Raw genomic sequence first — 14465 nt, forward strand, 5'->3', positions numbered from 1 at the left:
ACCTGTGTTTTGAGTTTGAAGCCGCGCCGCGATCAGCGGCGGCGGCCTCCCCTGAGCTTCGACTTCCTGATCAACCCTTCATACTGATGAGCGAGCAGATAGCCCTGCACCTGCGACACCGTATCCATCGTTACGCTGACGACGATCAGGAGCGAAGTGCCGCCAAAGTAGAACGGGACCGAGGCGTAGGAAATCAGAATTTCAGGAATAAGACAGACGATCGCGAGATAGATCGCACCGAGCACCGTGATGCGCGACAGCACGTAGTCGATGTATTCGGCGGTGCGCTCACCGGGCCGGATGCCCGGAATGAAGCCGCCATGCTTCTTCAGATTGTCCGCGGTCTCGGTCGGGTTGAACACGATCGCGGTGTAGAAGAAGGCGAAGAACACGATCAGCGCGAGATACATCAGCAGGAACAGCGGCCGGCCGTGGCTGAGCTGGGTGGTGAGCCACTGGAACCACTCCGGCCCCTTGCCGGCGTTGAAGTTCGCAACCGTGGTCGGCAGCAGCAGCAGCGACGAAGCGAAGATCGGCGGAATCACGCCCGAGGTGTTGAGCTTGAGCGGCAGATGCGAGGACTGGCCCTCGAACATCTTGTTGCCGACCTGGCGTTTCGGATACTGGATCAGCAGCCGGCGCTGCGCACGCTCCATGAACACGATGAAGGCGATCACGGCGACCGCCATCACGATGACGATCAGGATCAAGCCGGTCGACATCGCGCCCTGGCGGCCGAGTTCCAGCATGTTGGCGAGCGCCGACGGCAGCTCGGCGACGATGCCGGACAGGATGATCAGCGAGATACCGTTGCCGATGCCGCGCGAGGTGATCTGCTCGCCGAGCCACATCAGGAACATGGTGCCGCCGGTCAGCGTGATCGCGGTCGAGATCCGGAAGAACATGCCGGGGTCGCTGACGACATTGCCGGCGCCTTCGAGGCCGATCGCGATGCCGTAGGACTGGAACAGCGCCAGGATCACCGTCAGATAGCGGGTGTACTGGTTCAGCGTCTTGCGGCCCGCCTCGCCTTCCTTCTTGAGCGCCTCGAGTTGCGGCGACACGGTGGTCAGCAGCTGGACGATGATCGATGCCGAAATGTACGGCATGATGTTCAGCGCAAAGATCGCCATGCGGTGGATGCCACCGCCGGCGAACATGTTGAACATGCCGAGGATGCCGCCGGACTGGCTGCGGAACACCTGCTCCCAGACGTTGGGATCGATGCCCGGCAGCGGGATATAGGTGCCCAGCCGATAAACAAGCAGCGCACCCAGGGTGAACCAGATGCGCTTCTTCAGCTCGTCGGCTTTCGCCAGCTGTCCGAAATTGAGGTTTGCGGCAAGTTGTTCGGCTGCTGAGACCATGTTCGGCTTTCTCCCGGAGCCCGCTTCGCCCACGCCCCCAAGAAACTCGTTCTCTCGGGCCGTCGGCAGACACCGGACATTATCTGGTGCTCGGCCTCGATAAGTCCATCATTCGATCTGCGGATTGCCCGCGCAGGCCGCGGGCAATGACGCAGATGTTACGCCGCCTCGCCTTCGTCCTTGGCGGGGGCCAGGATCTTGACCGAGCCGCCGGCCTTCTCGACCGCAGCAATCGCCGACTTGGAGGCGCCGTGCGCTTCGATGGTCAGCTTTGTCTTGATCTCGCCGCGGCCGAGCAGCCGCAGGCCGTCCTTGGCGCGGCGCAGCACGCCGGCCTTCACCAGCGACTCGACGTTCACCGTCGCGCTTGCATCGACCAGCTTGTTGTCGATCGCTTCCTGCAGACGGTCGAGATTGATCTCGGCGAAGTCGAGCCGGAAGATGTTGTTGAAGCCGCGCTTCGGCAGGCGGCGATGCATCGGCATCTGGCCGCCTTCGAAACCCTTGATGCGGACGCCCGAACGCGCGGTCTGGCCCTTGCCGCCGCGGCCCGAGGTCTTGCCCTTGCCGGAACCGATGCCACGGCCGACACGCATGCGCTTCTTGCGCGAGCCGGCGTTGTCGGCGATATCGCTGAGCTTCATCGCCCTTCTCCTTATCTCTGCTTACTCGCCGACGACGCGGACGAGATGCTGGACTTTGCTGATCATGCCGCGAACTTCAGGGGTGTCCTGCAGCTCGGCAACCCGGCCGATCTTGTTGAGCTTGAGGCCGATCAGCGTCGAACGCTGCGAGTGATGGCGGCGGATTGCGCTGCCGATCTGCTCGACCTTGATGGTCTTGCTGGCCTGGGCCATGACAGTAACTCCAAATAGCGCGCTGGCTAATCGCGCGGGGTTATTCCGCCACCACTTCGGCGTCACCGCCGACGCGGCGCGACTGCAGGGTGGAGACCTTGATGTTGCGGCGCGCGGCCACCGAGCGCGGCGAATCCTGATGCTTCAGCGCGTCGAACGTTGCGCGAACCATGTTGTAGGGATTCGACGAGCCGATCGACTTCGCCACCACGTCCTGGATGCCGAGCGTCTCGAACACCGCGCGCATCGGGCCGCCGGCGATGATGCCGGTACCGGCCGGAGCGGCACGCAGATAGACGCGGCCGGCGCCGTGACGGCCGGCGATGTCGTGATGCAGCGTGCGGCCTTCGCGCAGCGCGACCCGCGTCAGGTTCCGCTTCGCAGATTCGGTCGCCTTGCGGATCGCTTCCGGAACTTCGCGCGCCTTGCCGTGGCCGAAACCGACCCGGCCCTTCTGATCGCCGATCACGACCAGCGCCGCAAAGCCGAAGCGCTTGCCGCCCTTGACGACCTTCGCCACGCGATTGATGTGGACGAGCTTGTCGACGAACTCGCTGTCGCGCTCCTCGCGATCCCTGCTCCGTTCGCGTCCGCCGCGTTCGCGTTCACCTGCCATGGTGTTTTCCAATCTCTAGGAGGCCTGACGCCTCTATCCTGGTAATCGTTCGTAAAGTTTAGAAGCTCAATCCGCCTTCGCGCGCCGCATCCGCGAGCGCCTTGACGCGCCCGTGATAGATGTAGGCGCCGCGATCGAACACGACTTCCTTGACACCCTTCTGCGCCGCGCGTTCCGCCAGCAGCCTGCCGACGGCCTTCGCCGCATCGATGTCGGCGCCGGTCTTGCCGGCGTCGCGCAGGTTCTTCTCCAGCGACGAGGCGGACGCGAGCGTCTCGCCCTTCTGGTCGTCGATGACCTGGGCGTAGATGTGCTTGGACGAGCGGAACACCGACAGCCGCGGACGGCCGCCTGCCGAGCGGCGAAGCGCAAGGCGGACGCGCTGCTTGCGCCGGGCATTCGTAACCTTGAGTGACATGACCGGCTCCGTTACTTCTTCTTGCCTTCCTTGCGGAAGATGAATTCGTTGGCGTACTTCACGCCCTTGCCCTTGTAGGGCTCCGGCGGACGGTAGGCGCGGATCTCGGCGGCGACCTGGCCGACGCGCTGCGGATCGTTGCCGGTGATCGTGATCTCGGTCGGCTTCGGCACCGCGATGGTGATGCCTTCCGGGATCGCGTAGACCACGTCGTGGCTGTAGCCGAGCGCGAGCTGCAGGTTCTTGCCCTGCATCGCGGCGCGGTAACCGACGCCGGTGATCTCGAGCTTCTTCTCGAAGCCCTTGGTGACGCCCTCGACGAGGTTGGCGACCTGGGCGCGCGCGGTTCCGTACATCGCCTGCGCACGGTTGGTCTTGACGCGCGGAGCGACCTTGACCTGGCCGTTCTCGAACTTCACCTCGACGTCGTCATGCACGACGAACTGAAGCTGGCCCTTCGGCCCCTTCACCTTCACCGTCTGGCCCTCGACGCTTGCCGTCACACCCGACGGGATCGCCACCGGCCTTTTGCCGATACGTGACATCGTAAAATCCTTCCTCAGAACACCGTGAAGAGAACTTCGCCGCCCACGTTGGCGTCGCGCGCCTCGTGGTCAGCCATGATTCCCTTCGGCGTCGACAACACCGAAATGCCGAGACCGTTGTTCACGCGCGGCAGGTTCCTCACCGAGGCGTAAACGCGGCGGCCCGGCTTCGACACCCGCTCGATCTCGCGGATGACGGGCTCGCCGTCGAAATACTTCAGCTCGATCTCGAGCTCGCTGCGGCCCGAGGCATGCTCGACGCTGGCGTAGCCGCGGATGTAGCCCTCGGACTTCAGCACTTCGAGCACATTGGCGCGCATCTTCGAGCCGGGGCTCGAGACCTTGGACTTCGAACGCATCTGCGCGTTGCGGATGCGGGTGATGAGATCGCTGATCGGATCGTGCGTAGACATTGTTCCGACCCTCCTTACCAGCTCGACTTCACGAGGCCGGGAACCAGGCCCTTGGAGCCGAGTTCACGCAGCGCGATGCGCGAGAGCTTGTTCTTGCGATAGGTCGAGCGCGGACGCCCGGTCAGCTCGCAACGGTTGCGGATGCGCGTCGGCGACGAGTTGCGCGGCATCTCGGCGAGCTTCAGCGTCGCCGCGAAGCGCTCTTCCATCGGCTTGGTCTTGTCGGCGATGATCGCCTTCAGCTTCTCGCGCTGCGGGGCGGCGTTCTTCGCCATCCGCTTGCGCCGGTTGTTCTTCTCGATCGAACTCTTCTTTGCCATGCTTGGCTCCTGGGTATCCGCGTTTGAGTGGCTTTGCCTCAGCTACTCACTGCCGGAACGGGAAATTGAAAGCGGTCAACAAGGCACGCGCCTCGTCGTCGGTCTTGGCGGTGGTGCACACCGTGATGTCCATGCCACGCGCTTCCGAGACCTTGTCGAAGTCGATCTCGGGGAAAATGATGTGCTCCTTGATGCCGAGCGAATAGTTGCCACGGCCGTCGAAGCTCTTCGGGTTCAGGCCGCGGAAGTCGCGGACGCGGGGCAGCGCCACGTTTACCAGGCGGTCGATGAACTCGTACATATGGGCCTTGCGCAGCGTGACCTTGCAGCCGATCGGCTGGTTCTCGCGCAGCTTGAAGGTCGCGATCGCGATCCGCGAATAGGTCACGATCGCCTTCTGGCCGGCGATCTGGCTCAGCTCGGCGGCGGCGGTCTCGGCCTTCTTGCGGTCGTTGACGGAATCGCCAACGCCCATGTTGAGCACCACCTTGTCGAGGCGCGGCACCTGCATCACGTTGGCATAACCGAACTTCTCGGTCATCATGCCGCGGATCTTCTTGTCATACTCCGCGCGCAGACGCGGCGTGTAAGCTGTCTCAGCCATCGATCTCTGCTCCCGAGCTCTTGGCAACACGAACCTTCTTGCCATCGGCCTGAATCTTGAACCCAATGCGGGTCGGCTTTCCGTCCTTGCCGACATACGCAATGTTGGACAGGTCGATCGGCATCTCCTTGGAGATGATGCCGCCTTCCTGGGTCTGGCTCTGCTTCTGGTGACGCTTCACCATGTTGATGCCGCGAACGAGAGCCTTGTTCTCGTCCGGACGCACCTCGAACACCTCGCCGGTGCGACCCTTGTCGCGGCCGGTGAGCACCATCACCTTGTCGCCCTTGCGGATCTTGGCAGCCATCACAGCACCTCCGGCGCAAGCGAAATGATCTTCATGTGGTTCTTGGCGCGCAGCTCGCGCGGCACCGGCCCGAAGATACGGGTGCCGACCGGCTCGGACTGATTGTTGATCAGCACGGCGGCGTTGCGGTCGAAACGGATGACCGAACCGTCGGCGCGGCGGATGTCCTTGCGGACCCGGACCACGACGGCCTTCATCACGTCGCCCTTTTTCACCTTGCCACGCGGAATGGCTTCCTTGATCGACACAACGATAACGTCGCCCACGGTGGCATAGCGGCGCTTGGAACCTCCAAGAACCTTGATGCACATGACACGGCGTGCGCCTGAATTATCGGCCACGTCGAGGTTGGTCTGCATCTGAATCATTGATGCACCTCGTCCTCTTTCTGCGCTTTAGCGCGCCCAAAATTTCCCTGAATGTCTTCGGCCAGGCCGAAGTAATCAGGCCGTTTTCTTGTGTTCGCCCCGGACCACGGTCCAGCGCTTCAGCTTCGAGATCGGCTTCGATTCCTCGATCCAGACCATGTCGCCCGGCTTGAACTGATTGTCCTCGTCGTGCGCGTGGTAGTTCTTGGAACGGCGGATCGTCTTCTTGTAGATCGGGTGGGTGAAGCGGCGGTCGACGCGCACCACCACGGTCTTGGCTTGCTTGTCGCTCACGACCACGCCCTGCAGAGTACGTTTCGGCATAGCTGGCCCCTTACTTCTTCTTCGCGCGCAGCTGCGCGGCGATGGTCTTGATACGAGCGATATCGCGGCGGGCTTCCCGCATCCGCGACGTGTTCTCCAGCTGCCCGGTGGCGCGCTGGAAACGCAGGTTGAAGCGTTCCTTCTTCAGGTTAAGGACCGCGTCGTCCCGCTGGTCGTCGCTCATCGCGCGAATGTCTTCAACTTTCATCTCGGCCATGGCGATTACTCCGCAATGCGCGCAACGAAGCGCGTCTTGATCGGCAGCTTGGCGGCGGCGAGCGACAGCGCCTCCTTGGCGGTCTGCACCGGCACGCCGTCGATTTCGAACATCACGCGGCCCGGCTTGATCCGGACCACCCACAATTCCGGCGCACCCTTGCCGGAGCCCATGCGGACTTCGGCGGGCTTCTTCGACACCGGCACGTCCGGGAACACCCGGATCCAGACGCGGCCGGCGCGCTTCATGTGACGGGTCAGCGCGCGGCGGGCGGCTTCGATCTGACGGGCGGTGACGCGCTCAGGCTCCATCGCCTTCAGGCCGAACTGGCCGAACGCCAACGTCGCGCCAGAGGTCGCAACGCCGTGGATACGGCCCTTATGCGCCTTCCGGAACTTCGTCTTCTTAGGTTGCATCATGGCTTTAAGCCCTCAAATTCCTGCTTTGCCTCAAGCGGCGTCGCGGCGCGAACGCGGCGTGTTGTCGCCCTCGGCCATCTTCTTGTCCTGGGCCATCGGATCGTGCTCGAGGATCTCGCCCTTGAAGATCCAGACCTTGACGCCGCAGGTGCCGAAGGTCGTGAACGCGGTGGCAACGCCGTAGTCGACGTCGGCGCGCAGCGTGTGCAGCGGCACGCGACCTTCGCGATACCACTCCATGCGCGCGATTTCGGCGCCGCCGAGACGGCCCGAGCAGTTGATGCGGATGCCCTCGGCGCCGAGACGCATCGCCGACTGCACGGCGCGCTTCATGGCGCGGCGGAACGCAACGCGGCGCTCGAGCTGCTGGGCGATCGATTCAGCGACCAGGGTCGCGTCGAGCTCCGGCTTGCGGATTTCAACGATGTTGATCACGACGTCCGACGAGGTGATGTCGGCAACCTTCTTGCGCAGCTTGTCGATATCGGCGCCCTTCTTGCCGATCACGACGCCCGGACGGGCCGAGTGGATCGTCACGCGGCACTTCTTGTGCGGGCGCTCGATCACGATGCGGGCGACAGCCGCCTGCTTGAGCTCCTTGTGCAGGATCTCGCGGATCTTGACGTCCTCGTGCAGGAGCTTGCCGTATTCCTGCTTGCCGGCGAACCAACGGGAGTCCCAGGTCCGGTTGATGCCGAGACGCAGCCCGATTGGATTGATCTTTTGACCCATCGTCTTCTCCTGCGCCCTTCTTAGGCGCTTGCCTCGGCCTCGACCTGACGAACCACGATGGTCAGGTGCGAGAACGGTTTGAACACACGGCCCGAACGGCCACGGCCGCGCGGAGCAAAACGCTTCATCACGATGCCATTGCCGACATGCGCCTCGGCAACGACGAGATCGTCGACATCGAGGTCATGGTTGTTCTCGGCGTTCGCGATCGCCGATTCCAGGCACTTCTTGACGTCGACCGCGATCCGCTTGCGCGAGAACTGCAGGTCGGCGAGCGCAGCCGAAGCCTTGCGGCCGCGGATCAGCTGCGCCACCAGGTTGAGCTTCTGCGGGCTGACGCGCAGCATGCGGGCGACGGCCTTGGCCTCATTGTCCGCGAGGCTACGTTCGCGCTTTGGTTTGCTCATCGTCTATTCCTCAAGCCTTCTTGGCTTTCTTGTCGCCCGAGTGGCCGTGGAAGGTCCGGGTCGGCGAGAACTCGCCGAACTTGTGACCCACCATTTCCTCGTTGATCGCCACCGGCACATGCTTCTGGCCGTTGTAGACACCGAAGGTCAGGCCGACGAACTGCGGCAGGATGGTGGAGCGACGGCTCCAGATCTTGATGACGTCGTGACGGCCGGACGCGCGCGCGGCATCTGCCTTCTTGAGCAGAGAACCCTCGACGAACGGGCCTTTCCAGACTGAACGAACCATGTCCGGCGTTCCTTACTTCTTCCGCTTGTGGCGGCTGAGGAGAATGAATTTGTTGGTCGACTTGTTGGTGCGGGTCTTCTTGCCCTTGGTCGGCTTGCCCCACGGAGTAACCGGGTGGCGACCGCCCGAGGTACGACCTTCACCACCGCCGTGCGGGTGATCGATCGGGTTCATGACGACGCCGCGGTTGTGCGGGCGCCAGCCGAGCCAGCGGGTACGACCGGCCTTGCCGATCGAGATGTTCATGTGATCCGGGTTCGAGACCGCGCCGATCGTGCCGCGGCAACGGCCGTGCACGAGACGCTGCTCGCCCGAGTTCAGGCGGACGATGACGTAGTCCTGGTCGCGGCCGACGATCTGGGCATAGGTACCGGCGGAGCGTGCCAGCTGGCCGCCCTTGCCGATCTTCAGCTCGATGTTGTGCACGATCGTGCCGACCGGCATGTTGCCGAGCGGCATGACGTTGCCCGGCTTCACGTCGACATAGTTGCCGGCGACGACGGTGTCGCCCGCCGCCAGACGCTGCGGCGCCAGGATGTAGGCCAGCTCACCGTCCTGATACTTGATCAGCGCGATGAAAGCGGTGCGGTTCGGATCGTACTCCAGCCGCTCCACGACCGCCGGCATGTCCACCTTGTCGCGGCGGAAGTCGACGGTGCGGTAAGCCTTCTTGTGGCCGCCGCCGCGGAAACGCACGGTGATGCGACCGGTGTTGTTGCGACCGCCATTGCCGAGCTTGCCCTCGGTCAGGGTCTTCACCGGCTTGCCCTTGTAGAGCGCCGAACGATCGACCATGACCAGCTGGCGCTGGCCCGGCGTCGTGGGATTGTAGGTTTTCAATGCCATCGTCGTTGCGCCTTATAGTCCGGTAGTCACGTCGATGCGGTGGCCCTCTTCAAGGGTCACGATCGCGCGCTTGGAGTCCGACTGCGAACCGAGATTGCCGCGGAACACCTTGGTCTTGCCCTTGCGAACGAGAGTGTTGACGCTCTTCACCTTGACGTCGAACAGCTTCTCGACCGCTTCCTTGATCTGCGGCTTGGTCGCCTTGCCGGCGACCTTGAACATCACCTTGTTGTGCTCGGAGGCGAGCGTCGCCTTTTCCGTCACGACCGGCGAGATGATGACGTCGTAGTGGCGCGGATCGATGTTCTTCATTTGAAGCGCGCCTCCAGCGCATCAACCGCAGCCTTGGTCAGCACCAGCTTGTGGCGGCGGAGAATGTCGTAGACGTTGATGCCCTGGATCGGCAGCACGTCGATGTTCGGGATGTTGCGGGCCGCGGTCGCGAAACCGTTGTGCAGCTCCGCACCGTCGATGATCAGCGCGTTGGTCAGGCCGAGGCCCGAGAAGTGACCGAGCAGCGCCTTGGTCTTGGCGGCCTCGAGCTGTGCATTGTCGATCACGATCAGCCCGCCGTCCTTGGCCTTGGCCGACAGCGCATGCTTCAGCGCGAGCGCGCGCACCTTCTTCGGCAGGTCGGTCGCATGGGAGCGAACCACCGGACCGAAGGCACGGCCACCGCCGCGGAACTGCGGCACGCGGGCCGAGCCGTGACGGGCGCCGCCGGTGCCCTTCTGCTTGTACATCTTCTTGCCGGTGCGCCAGACGTCGGCGCGGCCCTGGGCCTTATGCGTGCCGGCCTGGCGCTTGTTGAGCTGCCACTGCACGCAACGCTGGATGATGTCCTTGCGCGGCTCGAGACCAAATATCTCGTCCGACAGCTGAACCGAACCGGCATCCTTGCCTTCAAGGGTGGTGACTTTTAGTTCCATCTCACACGCCCTCCTTCTCGGCTACAGCCTCGGCAGCTTCACCGCCGGCGACCTTGAACTTGCCGGGCTTCGGGGCTTCCTTCGGCAGCGGCTTCTTGACCGCGTCGCGCACCGAGATCCAGCCGCCCTTGGAGCCGGGAACGGCGCCTTCGACGAGGATCAGGCCGCGCTCGACGTCGGTCGAAACCACGCGCAGATTGAGCGTGGTGATGCGATCGACGCCCATGTGACCGGGCATCTTCTTGTTCTTGAAGGTCTTGCCGGGATCCTGACGGCCACCGGTCGAACCGATCGAACGGTGCGAGACCGACACGCCGTGGGTGGCGCGCAGACCGCCGAAATTCCAGCGCTTCATGCCGCCGGCGAAGCCCTTACCGATCGAGGTGCCGGTCACGTCGACAAACTGGCCGACCACGAAATGGTCCGCCTGGATTTCCGCGCCTACCGGGATCAGCGCGTCCTCGGACACGCGGAACTCGGCGACCTTGCGCTTCGGCTCGACCTTGGCGACCGCGAACTGGCCGCGTTCGGCCTTCGGCATGTACACCGTCTTGCGGGCGCCCGAGCCGAGCTGAAGAGCGACATAGCCGTTCTTCTCGGTCGTGCGGTGGCCCAGCACCTGGCAGTTGCCCAACTTCAGCACGGTCACAGGGATATGCTCGCCGGTCTCCGTAAAGACCCGCGTCATCCCGACCTTTTGTGCGATCACTCCGGAGCGCATCGGCGTGCTTCCTGTCTTTCTGTCCGCAAGCGGCGGACGTAAAAATCCAAAACCTTAGAGCTTGATCTCGACGTCGACACCGGCGGCCAGGTCGAGCTTCATCAGCGCGTCGACGGTCTGCGGGGTCGGGTCGACAATGTCGAGGAGGCGCTTGTGAGTGCGCATCTCGAATTGCTCGCGGCTCTTCTTGTCAACGTGCGGCGAACGGTTGACGGTGAACTTCTCGATGCGGGTCGGCAGCGGAATCGGTCCGCGAACCTGCGCACCGGTGCGCTTCGCCGTGTTCACGATCTCACGGGTCGACGTATCGAGGATTCGATGGTCGAACGCCTTGAGACGGATGCGAATGTTTTGGCCGTTCATTGCCGTATCTCTTTCTTCGTCGCTCAATTAGCGAATAGCGAGTGGTGAGCGGCGGGTGGGCGAACCCACCCGCTGCAAACTGACTGATCCACCCTTACTCGATGATGGCGGCGACGACGCCGGCGCCGACGGTGCGGCCGCCTTCGCGGATCGCGAAGCGCAGCTTCTCTTCCATCGCGATCGGCACGATCAGGTGCACTTCCATCGCGATGTTGTCGCCCGGCATCACCATCTCGGTGCCTTCGGGCAGGTGCACAACGCCGGTCACGTCGGTGGTGCGGAAGTAGAACTGCGGACGGTAGTTGGTGAAGAACGGGGTGTGACGACCGCCCTCTTCCTTGGTGAGGATGTAGGCTTCAGCCTTGAACTTGGTGTGCGGCTTGACCGAACCGGGCTTGCACAGCACCTGGCCACGCTCGACTTCCTCGCGCTTGGTGCCGCGGAGCAGCGCACCGATGTTGTCGCCGGCCTGGCCCTGATCGAGCAGCTTGCGGAACATTTCGACCCCGGTGACGATGGTCTTCTGGGTGTCGCGGATACCGACGATCTCGATTTCCTCGCCGACCTTGATGATGCCGCGCTCGACACGGCCGGTGACGACGGTGCCGCGGCCCGAGATCGAGAACACGTCTTCAACCGGCATCAGGAACGGCTGGTCGATCGGACGCTCCGGCTGCGGGATGTATTCGTCGACATTGCGCATCAGCTCGAGGATGGCATCGTGGCCGAGCGTCTTGTCCTTGTCTTCGAGAGCGGCGAGCGCCGAGCCCTTGATGATCGGGATCTTGTCGCCCGGGAATTCGTACTTCGAGAGCAGCTCACGAACCTCGAGCTCGACGAGCTCGAGCAGCTCCGGATCGTCGACCATGTCGCACTTGTTGAGGAACACGACGAGCGCGGGCACGCCGACCTGGCGGGCGAGCAGGATGTGCTCGCGGGTCTGCGGCATCGGGCCGTCAGCAGCCGACACGACCAGGATCGCGCCGTCCATCTGCGCGGCACCGGTGATCATGTTCTTGACGTAGTCGGCGTGGCCGGGACAGTCGACGTGGGCATAGTGACGGTTCTTCGTCTCGTACTCGACGTGAGCGGTCGAGATCGTGATGCCGCGCGCCTTCTCTTCCGGCGCCTTGTCGATCTGGTCGTAGGCGGTGAACGTCGCGCCGCCGGTCTCTGCAAGCACCTTGGTGATCGCTGCGGTCAGCGAGGTCTTGCCATGGTCGACGTGACCGATGGTGCCGATGTTGCAGTGGGGCTTGTTACGCTCGAATTTTGCTTTGGCCATTTGACTCTCCGTTCAGTCGTTAGTTGCTAACCAACGACAATCAAGCAAACTTTTTCTGGACTTCAGCCGACACGTTCGCCGGTGCTTCGGCGTAGTGATCGAACTGCATTGTGAAGGTCGCGCGACCCTGGCTCATCGAGCGCAGGTTGTTCACGTAACCGAACATGTTCATGAGCGGCACCATCGCGTTGATGACGTTGGCGTTGCCGCGCATGTCTTGGCCCTGGATCTGGCCGCGCCGGGAATTCAGGTCGCCGATGACCGAACCGGTGTAGTCTTCCGGGGTCACCACCTCGACCTTCATGATCGGCTCGAGCAGAACGGACTTGCCCTTCGTCAGCGCCTCGCGGAACGCGGCGCGCGACGCGATTTCGAAGGCCAGTGCCGACGAGTCGACGTCGTGATACTTGCCGTCGACCAGCTGCACCTTGACGTCCACCACCGGGAAGCCGGCAACGACGCCGGAGCCCATCACGCTGTTGAGGCCCTTTTCGACGCCGGGGATGTATTCCTTCGGCACCGCGCCGCCGACGATCTTCGATTCGAACTCATAGCCCTTGCCGGGCTCGTTCGGCTCGACGACGATCGACACTTCGGCGAACTGACCGGTACCGCCGGTCTGCTTCTTGTGCGTGTACTTGACTTCGGCCTTCTTGGTCACGCGCTCGCGGAACGCCACCTGCGGCGCGCCGATGTTGGCATCGACCTTGTAGGTGCGCTTGAGGATGTCGACCTTGATGTCGAGATGCAGTTCGCCCATGCCCTTGAGGATGGTCTGGCCGGACTCCTGGTCGGTCGACACGCGGAACGACGGATCTTCCGCAGCGAGCTTGGCGAGCGCCACGCCGAGCTTTTCCTGGTCGGCCTTCGACTTCGGCTCGATCGCGATCTCGATCACCGGCTCCGGGAATTCCATCTTCTCGAGGATGACCGGCTTGTCGGGATCGCACAGCGTGTCACCAGTGCGCGCTTCCTTCAGGCCAGCCAGCGCGACAATATCGCCGGCATAGGCTTCCTTGATGTCTTCGCGGTTGTTCGCATGCATCAGCAGCATGCGGCCGATGCGCTCTTTCTTCTCGCGGGTCGAGTTCACCACGCCGGTGCCCGACTGCAGAACGCCGGAATAGATGCGGCAGAACGTGATGGTGCCGACGAACGGGTCGTCCATGATCTTGAACGCGAGCAGCGCCAGCGGCTCCTTGTCGTCCGCATGGCGCACGACTTCGTTGCCGTCATCGTCGATGCCCTTGATCGCGGGCACGTCGACCGGCGACGGCAGATAGTCGACGACCGCGTCGAGCAGCGGCTGAACGCCCTTGTTCTTGAACGCGGAGCCGCACAGCACCGGATAGAACGCACCGGTCAGCACGGCCTTGCGGATCAGACGCTTCAGCGTCGCCTCGTCCGGCTCCTTGCCGTCGAGGAAGGCAGCCAAGGCATCGTCGTCGAGCTCGACGGCGGCTTCCACCATCTTCTCGCGATATTCCTTGGCCTGCTCGACCATGTCTTCCGGGATGTCGACATAGTCGAACTTGGCGCCGAGCGATTCATCGTTCCAGACGATGCCCTTCATGACAACCAGGTCGACGAGACCCTTGAAGTTGTTCTCGGCACCGATCGGAAGCTGGATCGCGATCGGCTTGGCGCCGAGGCGGTCGACGATGTCGGACAGGCACTTGAAGAAGTCGGCACCGGTCTTGTCCATCTTGTTGGCGAAGACGATGCGCGGAACCTTGTACTTGTCGCCCTGGCGCCAGACGGTCTCGGTCTGCGGCTCGACGCCCTGGTTGGAGTCGAGAACGCAAACGGCGCCGTCGAGCACGCGCAGCGAACGCTCGACCTCAATGGTGAAGTCGACGTGGCCGGGGGTGTCGATGATGTTAAGGCGCTTGCCGTTCCAGAACGCGGTGGTAGCAGCCGAAGTGATCGTGATGCCACGCTCCTGCTCCTGCTCCATCCAGTCCATCGTCGCGGCACCTTCGTGCACTTCGCCGATCTTGTGGCTCTTGCCGGTGTAATACAGGATGCGCTCGGTGGTCGTGGTCTTGCCGGCATCGATATGCGCCATGATACCGAAGTTGCGGTAGTTCTCTATGGCATGAACGCGAGGCATAGGCT

Annotated in this window: 24 protein-coding genes; all 24 read right to left on the minus strand. The window is 63.2% G+C overall.

Going from position 1 to position 14465, the window contains the following annotated elements:
- Positions 1-32: 32 nt before the first annotated feature.
- The 24 genes from secY to fusA all read right to left on the minus strand — a co-directional run bounded on the left by secY (position 33) and on the right by fusA (position 14460).
- Positions 33-1367, minus strand: a complete 1335-nt coding sequence (gene secY, locus AAFG13_RS08710) for a preprotein translocase subunit SecY (RefSeq protein ID WP_342711766.1) — start codon at positions 1365-1367, stop codon at positions 33-35.
- A gap of 158 nt (positions 1368-1525) precedes the next feature.
- A complete protein-coding gene (gene rplO / locus AAFG13_RS08715; protein ID WP_176530648.1) occupies positions 1526-2011 on the minus strand; it encodes a 50S ribosomal protein L15 in 486 nt (161 codons plus the stop codon).
- A gap of 21 nt (positions 2012-2032) precedes the next feature.
- Positions 2033-2224 carry a 50S ribosomal protein L30 gene (rpmD, locus tag AAFG13_RS08720; RefSeq protein WP_092114985.1) on the minus strand — a complete coding sequence of 64 codons (192 nt, stop codon included), beginning with the start codon at positions 2222-2224 and terminating at the stop codon, positions 2033-2035.
- Between the two features lie 40 nt (positions 2225-2264).
- Entirely contained in the window at positions 2265-2840 is a 576-nt protein-coding gene (gene rpsE, locus AAFG13_RS08725; protein ID WP_028349043.1) for a 30S ribosomal protein S5, read from the minus strand.
- Positions 2841-2898: 58 nt separating this feature from the next.
- Entirely contained in the window at positions 2899-3258 is a 360-nt protein-coding gene (gene rplR, locus AAFG13_RS08730) for a 50S ribosomal protein L18 (protein ID WP_342711767.1), read from the minus strand.
- Between the two features lie 11 nt (positions 3259-3269).
- Positions 3270-3803 carry a 50S ribosomal protein L6 gene (gene rplF / locus AAFG13_RS08735; protein WP_092114986.1) on the minus strand — a complete coding sequence of 178 codons (534 nt, stop codon included), beginning with the start codon at positions 3801-3803 and terminating at the stop codon, positions 3270-3272.
- 14 nt (positions 3804-3817) lie between these two features.
- Complete coding sequence (rpsH, locus tag AAFG13_RS08740; RefSeq protein WP_212309663.1) at positions 3818-4216, minus strand: 30S ribosomal protein S8; 399 nt, start codon at positions 4214-4216, stop codon at positions 3818-3820.
- A gap of 14 nt (positions 4217-4230) precedes the next feature.
- The gene (gene rpsN, locus AAFG13_RS08745) at positions 4231-4536 is read right to left on the minus strand and encodes a 30S ribosomal protein S14 (protein ID WP_212309664.1); all 306 of its coding nucleotides are present in this window, start codon (positions 4534-4536) and stop codon (positions 4231-4233) included.
- Positions 4537-4582: 46 nt separating this feature from the next.
- On the minus strand, positions 4583-5140 hold the full coding sequence (rplE, locus tag AAFG13_RS08750) for a 50S ribosomal protein L5 (RefSeq protein WP_097675079.1): 558 nt from the start codon (positions 5138-5140) through the stop codon (positions 4583-4585).
- Complete coding sequence (gene rplX / locus AAFG13_RS08755; protein WP_050402253.1) at positions 5133-5447, minus strand: 50S ribosomal protein L24; 315 nt, start codon at positions 5445-5447, stop codon at positions 5133-5135. The genes rplE and rplX overlap by 8 nt, the downstream gene beginning before the upstream one ends.
- A complete protein-coding gene (gene rplN / locus AAFG13_RS08760; RefSeq protein WP_011473865.1) occupies positions 5447-5815 on the minus strand; it encodes a 50S ribosomal protein L14 in 369 nt (122 codons plus the stop codon). The genes rplX and rplN overlap by 1 nt, the downstream gene beginning before the upstream one ends.
- A 75-nt stretch (positions 5816-5890) precedes the next feature.
- The gene (rpsQ, locus tag AAFG13_RS08765; protein ID WP_092114991.1) at positions 5891-6139 is read right to left on the minus strand and encodes a 30S ribosomal protein S17; all 249 of its coding nucleotides are present in this window, start codon (positions 6137-6139) and stop codon (positions 5891-5893) included.
- 10 nt (positions 6140-6149) lie between these two features.
- The gene (gene rpmC / locus AAFG13_RS08770; protein WP_212309665.1) at positions 6150-6356 is read right to left on the minus strand and encodes a 50S ribosomal protein L29; all 207 of its coding nucleotides are present in this window, start codon (positions 6354-6356) and stop codon (positions 6150-6152) included.
- Between the two features lie 5 nt (positions 6357-6361).
- On the minus strand, positions 6362-6775 hold the full coding sequence (gene rplP, locus AAFG13_RS08775) for a 50S ribosomal protein L16 (RefSeq protein ID WP_016843752.1): 414 nt from the start codon (positions 6773-6775) through the stop codon (positions 6362-6364).
- A gap of 30 nt (positions 6776-6805) precedes the next feature.
- On the minus strand, positions 6806-7507 hold the full coding sequence (rpsC, locus tag AAFG13_RS08780; protein ID WP_018272135.1) for a 30S ribosomal protein S3: 702 nt from the start codon (positions 7505-7507) through the stop codon (positions 6806-6808).
- Between the two features lie 20 nt (positions 7508-7527).
- Positions 7528-7914, minus strand: coding sequence for a 50S ribosomal protein L22 (rplV, locus tag AAFG13_RS08785; RefSeq protein ID WP_018272136.1), 387 nt, complete (start codon positions 7912-7914; stop codon positions 7528-7530).
- Positions 7915-7924: 10 nt separating this feature from the next.
- The gene (gene rpsS, locus AAFG13_RS08790; RefSeq protein WP_018272137.1) at positions 7925-8203 is read right to left on the minus strand and encodes a 30S ribosomal protein S19; all 279 of its coding nucleotides are present in this window, start codon (positions 8201-8203) and stop codon (positions 7925-7927) included.
- A gap of 12 nt (positions 8204-8215) precedes the next feature.
- Complete coding sequence (rplB, locus tag AAFG13_RS08795; RefSeq protein ID WP_021081655.1) at positions 8216-9049, minus strand: 50S ribosomal protein L2; 834 nt, start codon at positions 9047-9049, stop codon at positions 8216-8218.
- A gap of 12 nt (positions 9050-9061) precedes the next feature.
- Positions 9062-9361 carry a 50S ribosomal protein L23 gene (locus tag AAFG13_RS08800; protein ID WP_092114992.1) on the minus strand — a complete coding sequence of 100 codons (300 nt, stop codon included), beginning with the start codon at positions 9359-9361 and terminating at the stop codon, positions 9062-9064.
- Positions 9358-9978, minus strand: coding sequence for a 50S ribosomal protein L4 (rplD, locus tag AAFG13_RS08805; RefSeq protein WP_173637158.1), 621 nt, complete (start codon positions 9976-9978; stop codon positions 9358-9360). Before rplD ends, AAFG13_RS08800 begins: the two co-directional genes overlap by 4 nt.
- A 1-nt stretch (position 9979) precedes the next feature.
- Positions 9980-10699, minus strand: a complete 720-nt coding sequence (gene rplC, locus AAFG13_RS08810) for a 50S ribosomal protein L3 (RefSeq protein ID WP_029081772.1) — start codon at positions 10697-10699, stop codon at positions 9980-9982.
- Between the two features lie 54 nt (positions 10700-10753).
- A complete protein-coding gene (gene rpsJ / locus AAFG13_RS08815) occupies positions 10754-11062 on the minus strand; it encodes a 30S ribosomal protein S10 (RefSeq protein WP_002712302.1) in 309 nt (102 codons plus the stop codon).
- A 94-nt stretch (positions 11063-11156) separates the two neighbouring features.
- Positions 11157-12347: an elongation factor Tu gene (gene tuf, locus AAFG13_RS08820; RefSeq protein WP_212309666.1), complete on the minus strand. Its 1191-nt coding sequence runs from the start codon at positions 12345-12347 to the stop codon at positions 11157-11159.
- Positions 12348-12387: 40 nt separating this feature from the next.
- Entirely contained in the window at positions 12388-14460 is a 2073-nt protein-coding gene (gene fusA, locus AAFG13_RS08825) for an elongation factor G (protein WP_212309667.1), read from the minus strand.
- Between the last annotated feature and the right edge of the window lie 5 nt (positions 14461-14465).

Origin of the sequence: Bradyrhizobium sp. B124 (assembly GCF_038967635.1) — a bacterium.
Classification (GTDB): Bacteria; Pseudomonadota; Alphaproteobacteria; order Rhizobiales; family Xanthobacteraceae; genus Bradyrhizobium.

What these genes read in the sequence shown, in the direction of transcription:
- rpsN (WP_212309664.1), bottom strand. Translation starts at nt 4,536, where the DNA reads ATGGCAAAGAAGAGTTCGATCGAGAAGAACAACCGGCGCAAGCGGATG.
- rplV (WP_018272136.1), bottom strand. Translation starts at nt 7,914, where the DNA reads ATGAGCAAACCAAAGCGCGAACGTAGCCTCGCGGACAATGAGGCCAAG.
- rpmD (WP_092114985.1), bottom strand. Translation starts at nt 2,224, where the DNA reads ATGGCCCAGGCCAGCAAGACCATCAAGGTCGAGCAGATCGGCAGCGCA.
- rpsH (WP_212309663.1), bottom strand. Translation starts at nt 4,216, where the DNA reads ATGTCTACGCACGATCCGATCAGCGATCTCATCACCCGCATCCGCAAC.
- rplB (WP_021081655.1), bottom strand. Translation starts at nt 9,049, where the DNA reads ATGGCATTGAAAACCTACAATCCCACGACGCCGGGCCAGCGCCAGCTG.
- rplO (WP_176530648.1), bottom strand. Translation starts at nt 2,011, where the DNA reads ATGAAGCTCAGCGATATCGCCGACAACGCCGGCTCGCGCAAGAAGCGC.
- rpsQ (WP_092114991.1), bottom strand. Translation starts at nt 6,139, where the DNA reads ATGCCGAAACGTACTCTGCAGGGCGTGGTCGTGAGCGACAAGCAAGCC.
- tuf (WP_212309666.1), bottom strand. Translation starts at nt 12,347, where the DNA reads ATGGCCAAAGCAAAATTCGAGCGTAACAAGCCCCACTGCAACATCGGC.
- rpsS (WP_018272137.1), bottom strand. Translation starts at nt 8,203, where the DNA reads ATGGTTCGTTCAGTCTGGAAAGGCCCGTTCGTCGAGGGTTCTCTGCTC.
- rplE (WP_097675079.1), bottom strand. Translation starts at nt 5,140, where the DNA reads ATGGCTGAGACAGCTTACACGCCGCGTCTGCGCGCGGAGTATGACAAG.
- rpmC (WP_212309665.1), bottom strand. Translation starts at nt 6,356, where the DNA reads ATGGCCGAGATGAAAGTTGAAGACATTCGCGCGATGAGCGACGACCAG.
- rplX (WP_050402253.1), bottom strand. Translation starts at nt 5,447, where the DNA reads ATGGCTGCCAAGATCCGCAAGGGCGACAAGGTGATGGTGCTCACCGGC.
- secY (WP_342711766.1), bottom strand. Translation starts at nt 1,367, where the DNA reads ATGGTCTCAGCAGCCGAACAACTTGCCGCAAACCTCAATTTCGGACAG.
- rpsE (WP_028349043.1), bottom strand. Translation starts at nt 2,840, where the DNA reads ATGGCAGGTGAACGCGAACGCGGCGGACGCGAACGGAGCAGGGATCGC.
- rplC (WP_029081772.1), bottom strand. Translation starts at nt 10,699, where the DNA reads ATGCGCTCCGGAGTGATCGCACAAAAGGTCGGGATGACGCGGGTCTTT.
- rplN (WP_011473865.1), bottom strand. Translation starts at nt 5,815, where the DNA reads ATGATTCAGATGCAGACCAACCTCGACGTGGCCGATAATTCAGGCGCA.
- AAFG13_RS08800 (WP_092114992.1), bottom strand. Translation starts at nt 9,361, where the DNA reads ATGAAGAACATCGATCCGCGCCACTACGACGTCATCATCTCGCCGGTC.
- rpsC (WP_018272135.1), bottom strand. Translation starts at nt 7,507, where the DNA reads ATGGGTCAAAAGATCAATCCAATCGGGCTGCGTCTCGGCATCAACCGG.
- rplD (WP_173637158.1), bottom strand. Translation starts at nt 9,978, where the DNA reads ATGGAACTAAAAGTCACCACCCTTGAAGGCAAGGATGCCGGTTCGGTT.
- rplF (WP_092114986.1), bottom strand. Translation starts at nt 3,803, where the DNA reads ATGTCACGTATCGGCAAAAGGCCGGTGGCGATCCCGTCGGGTGTGACG.
- rplR (WP_342711767.1), bottom strand. Translation starts at nt 3,258, where the DNA reads ATGTCACTCAAGGTTACGAATGCCCGGCGCAAGCAGCGCGTCCGCCTT.
- rplP (WP_016843752.1), bottom strand. Translation starts at nt 6,775, where the DNA reads ATGATGCAACCTAAGAAGACGAAGTTCCGGAAGGCGCATAAGGGCCGT.
- fusA (WP_212309667.1), bottom strand. Translation starts at nt 14,460, where the DNA reads ATGCCTCGCGTTCATGCCATAGAGAACTACCGCAACTTCGGTATCATG.
- rpsJ (WP_002712302.1), bottom strand. Translation starts at nt 11,062, where the DNA reads ATGAACGGCCAAAACATTCGCATCCGTCTCAAGGCGTTCGACCATCGA.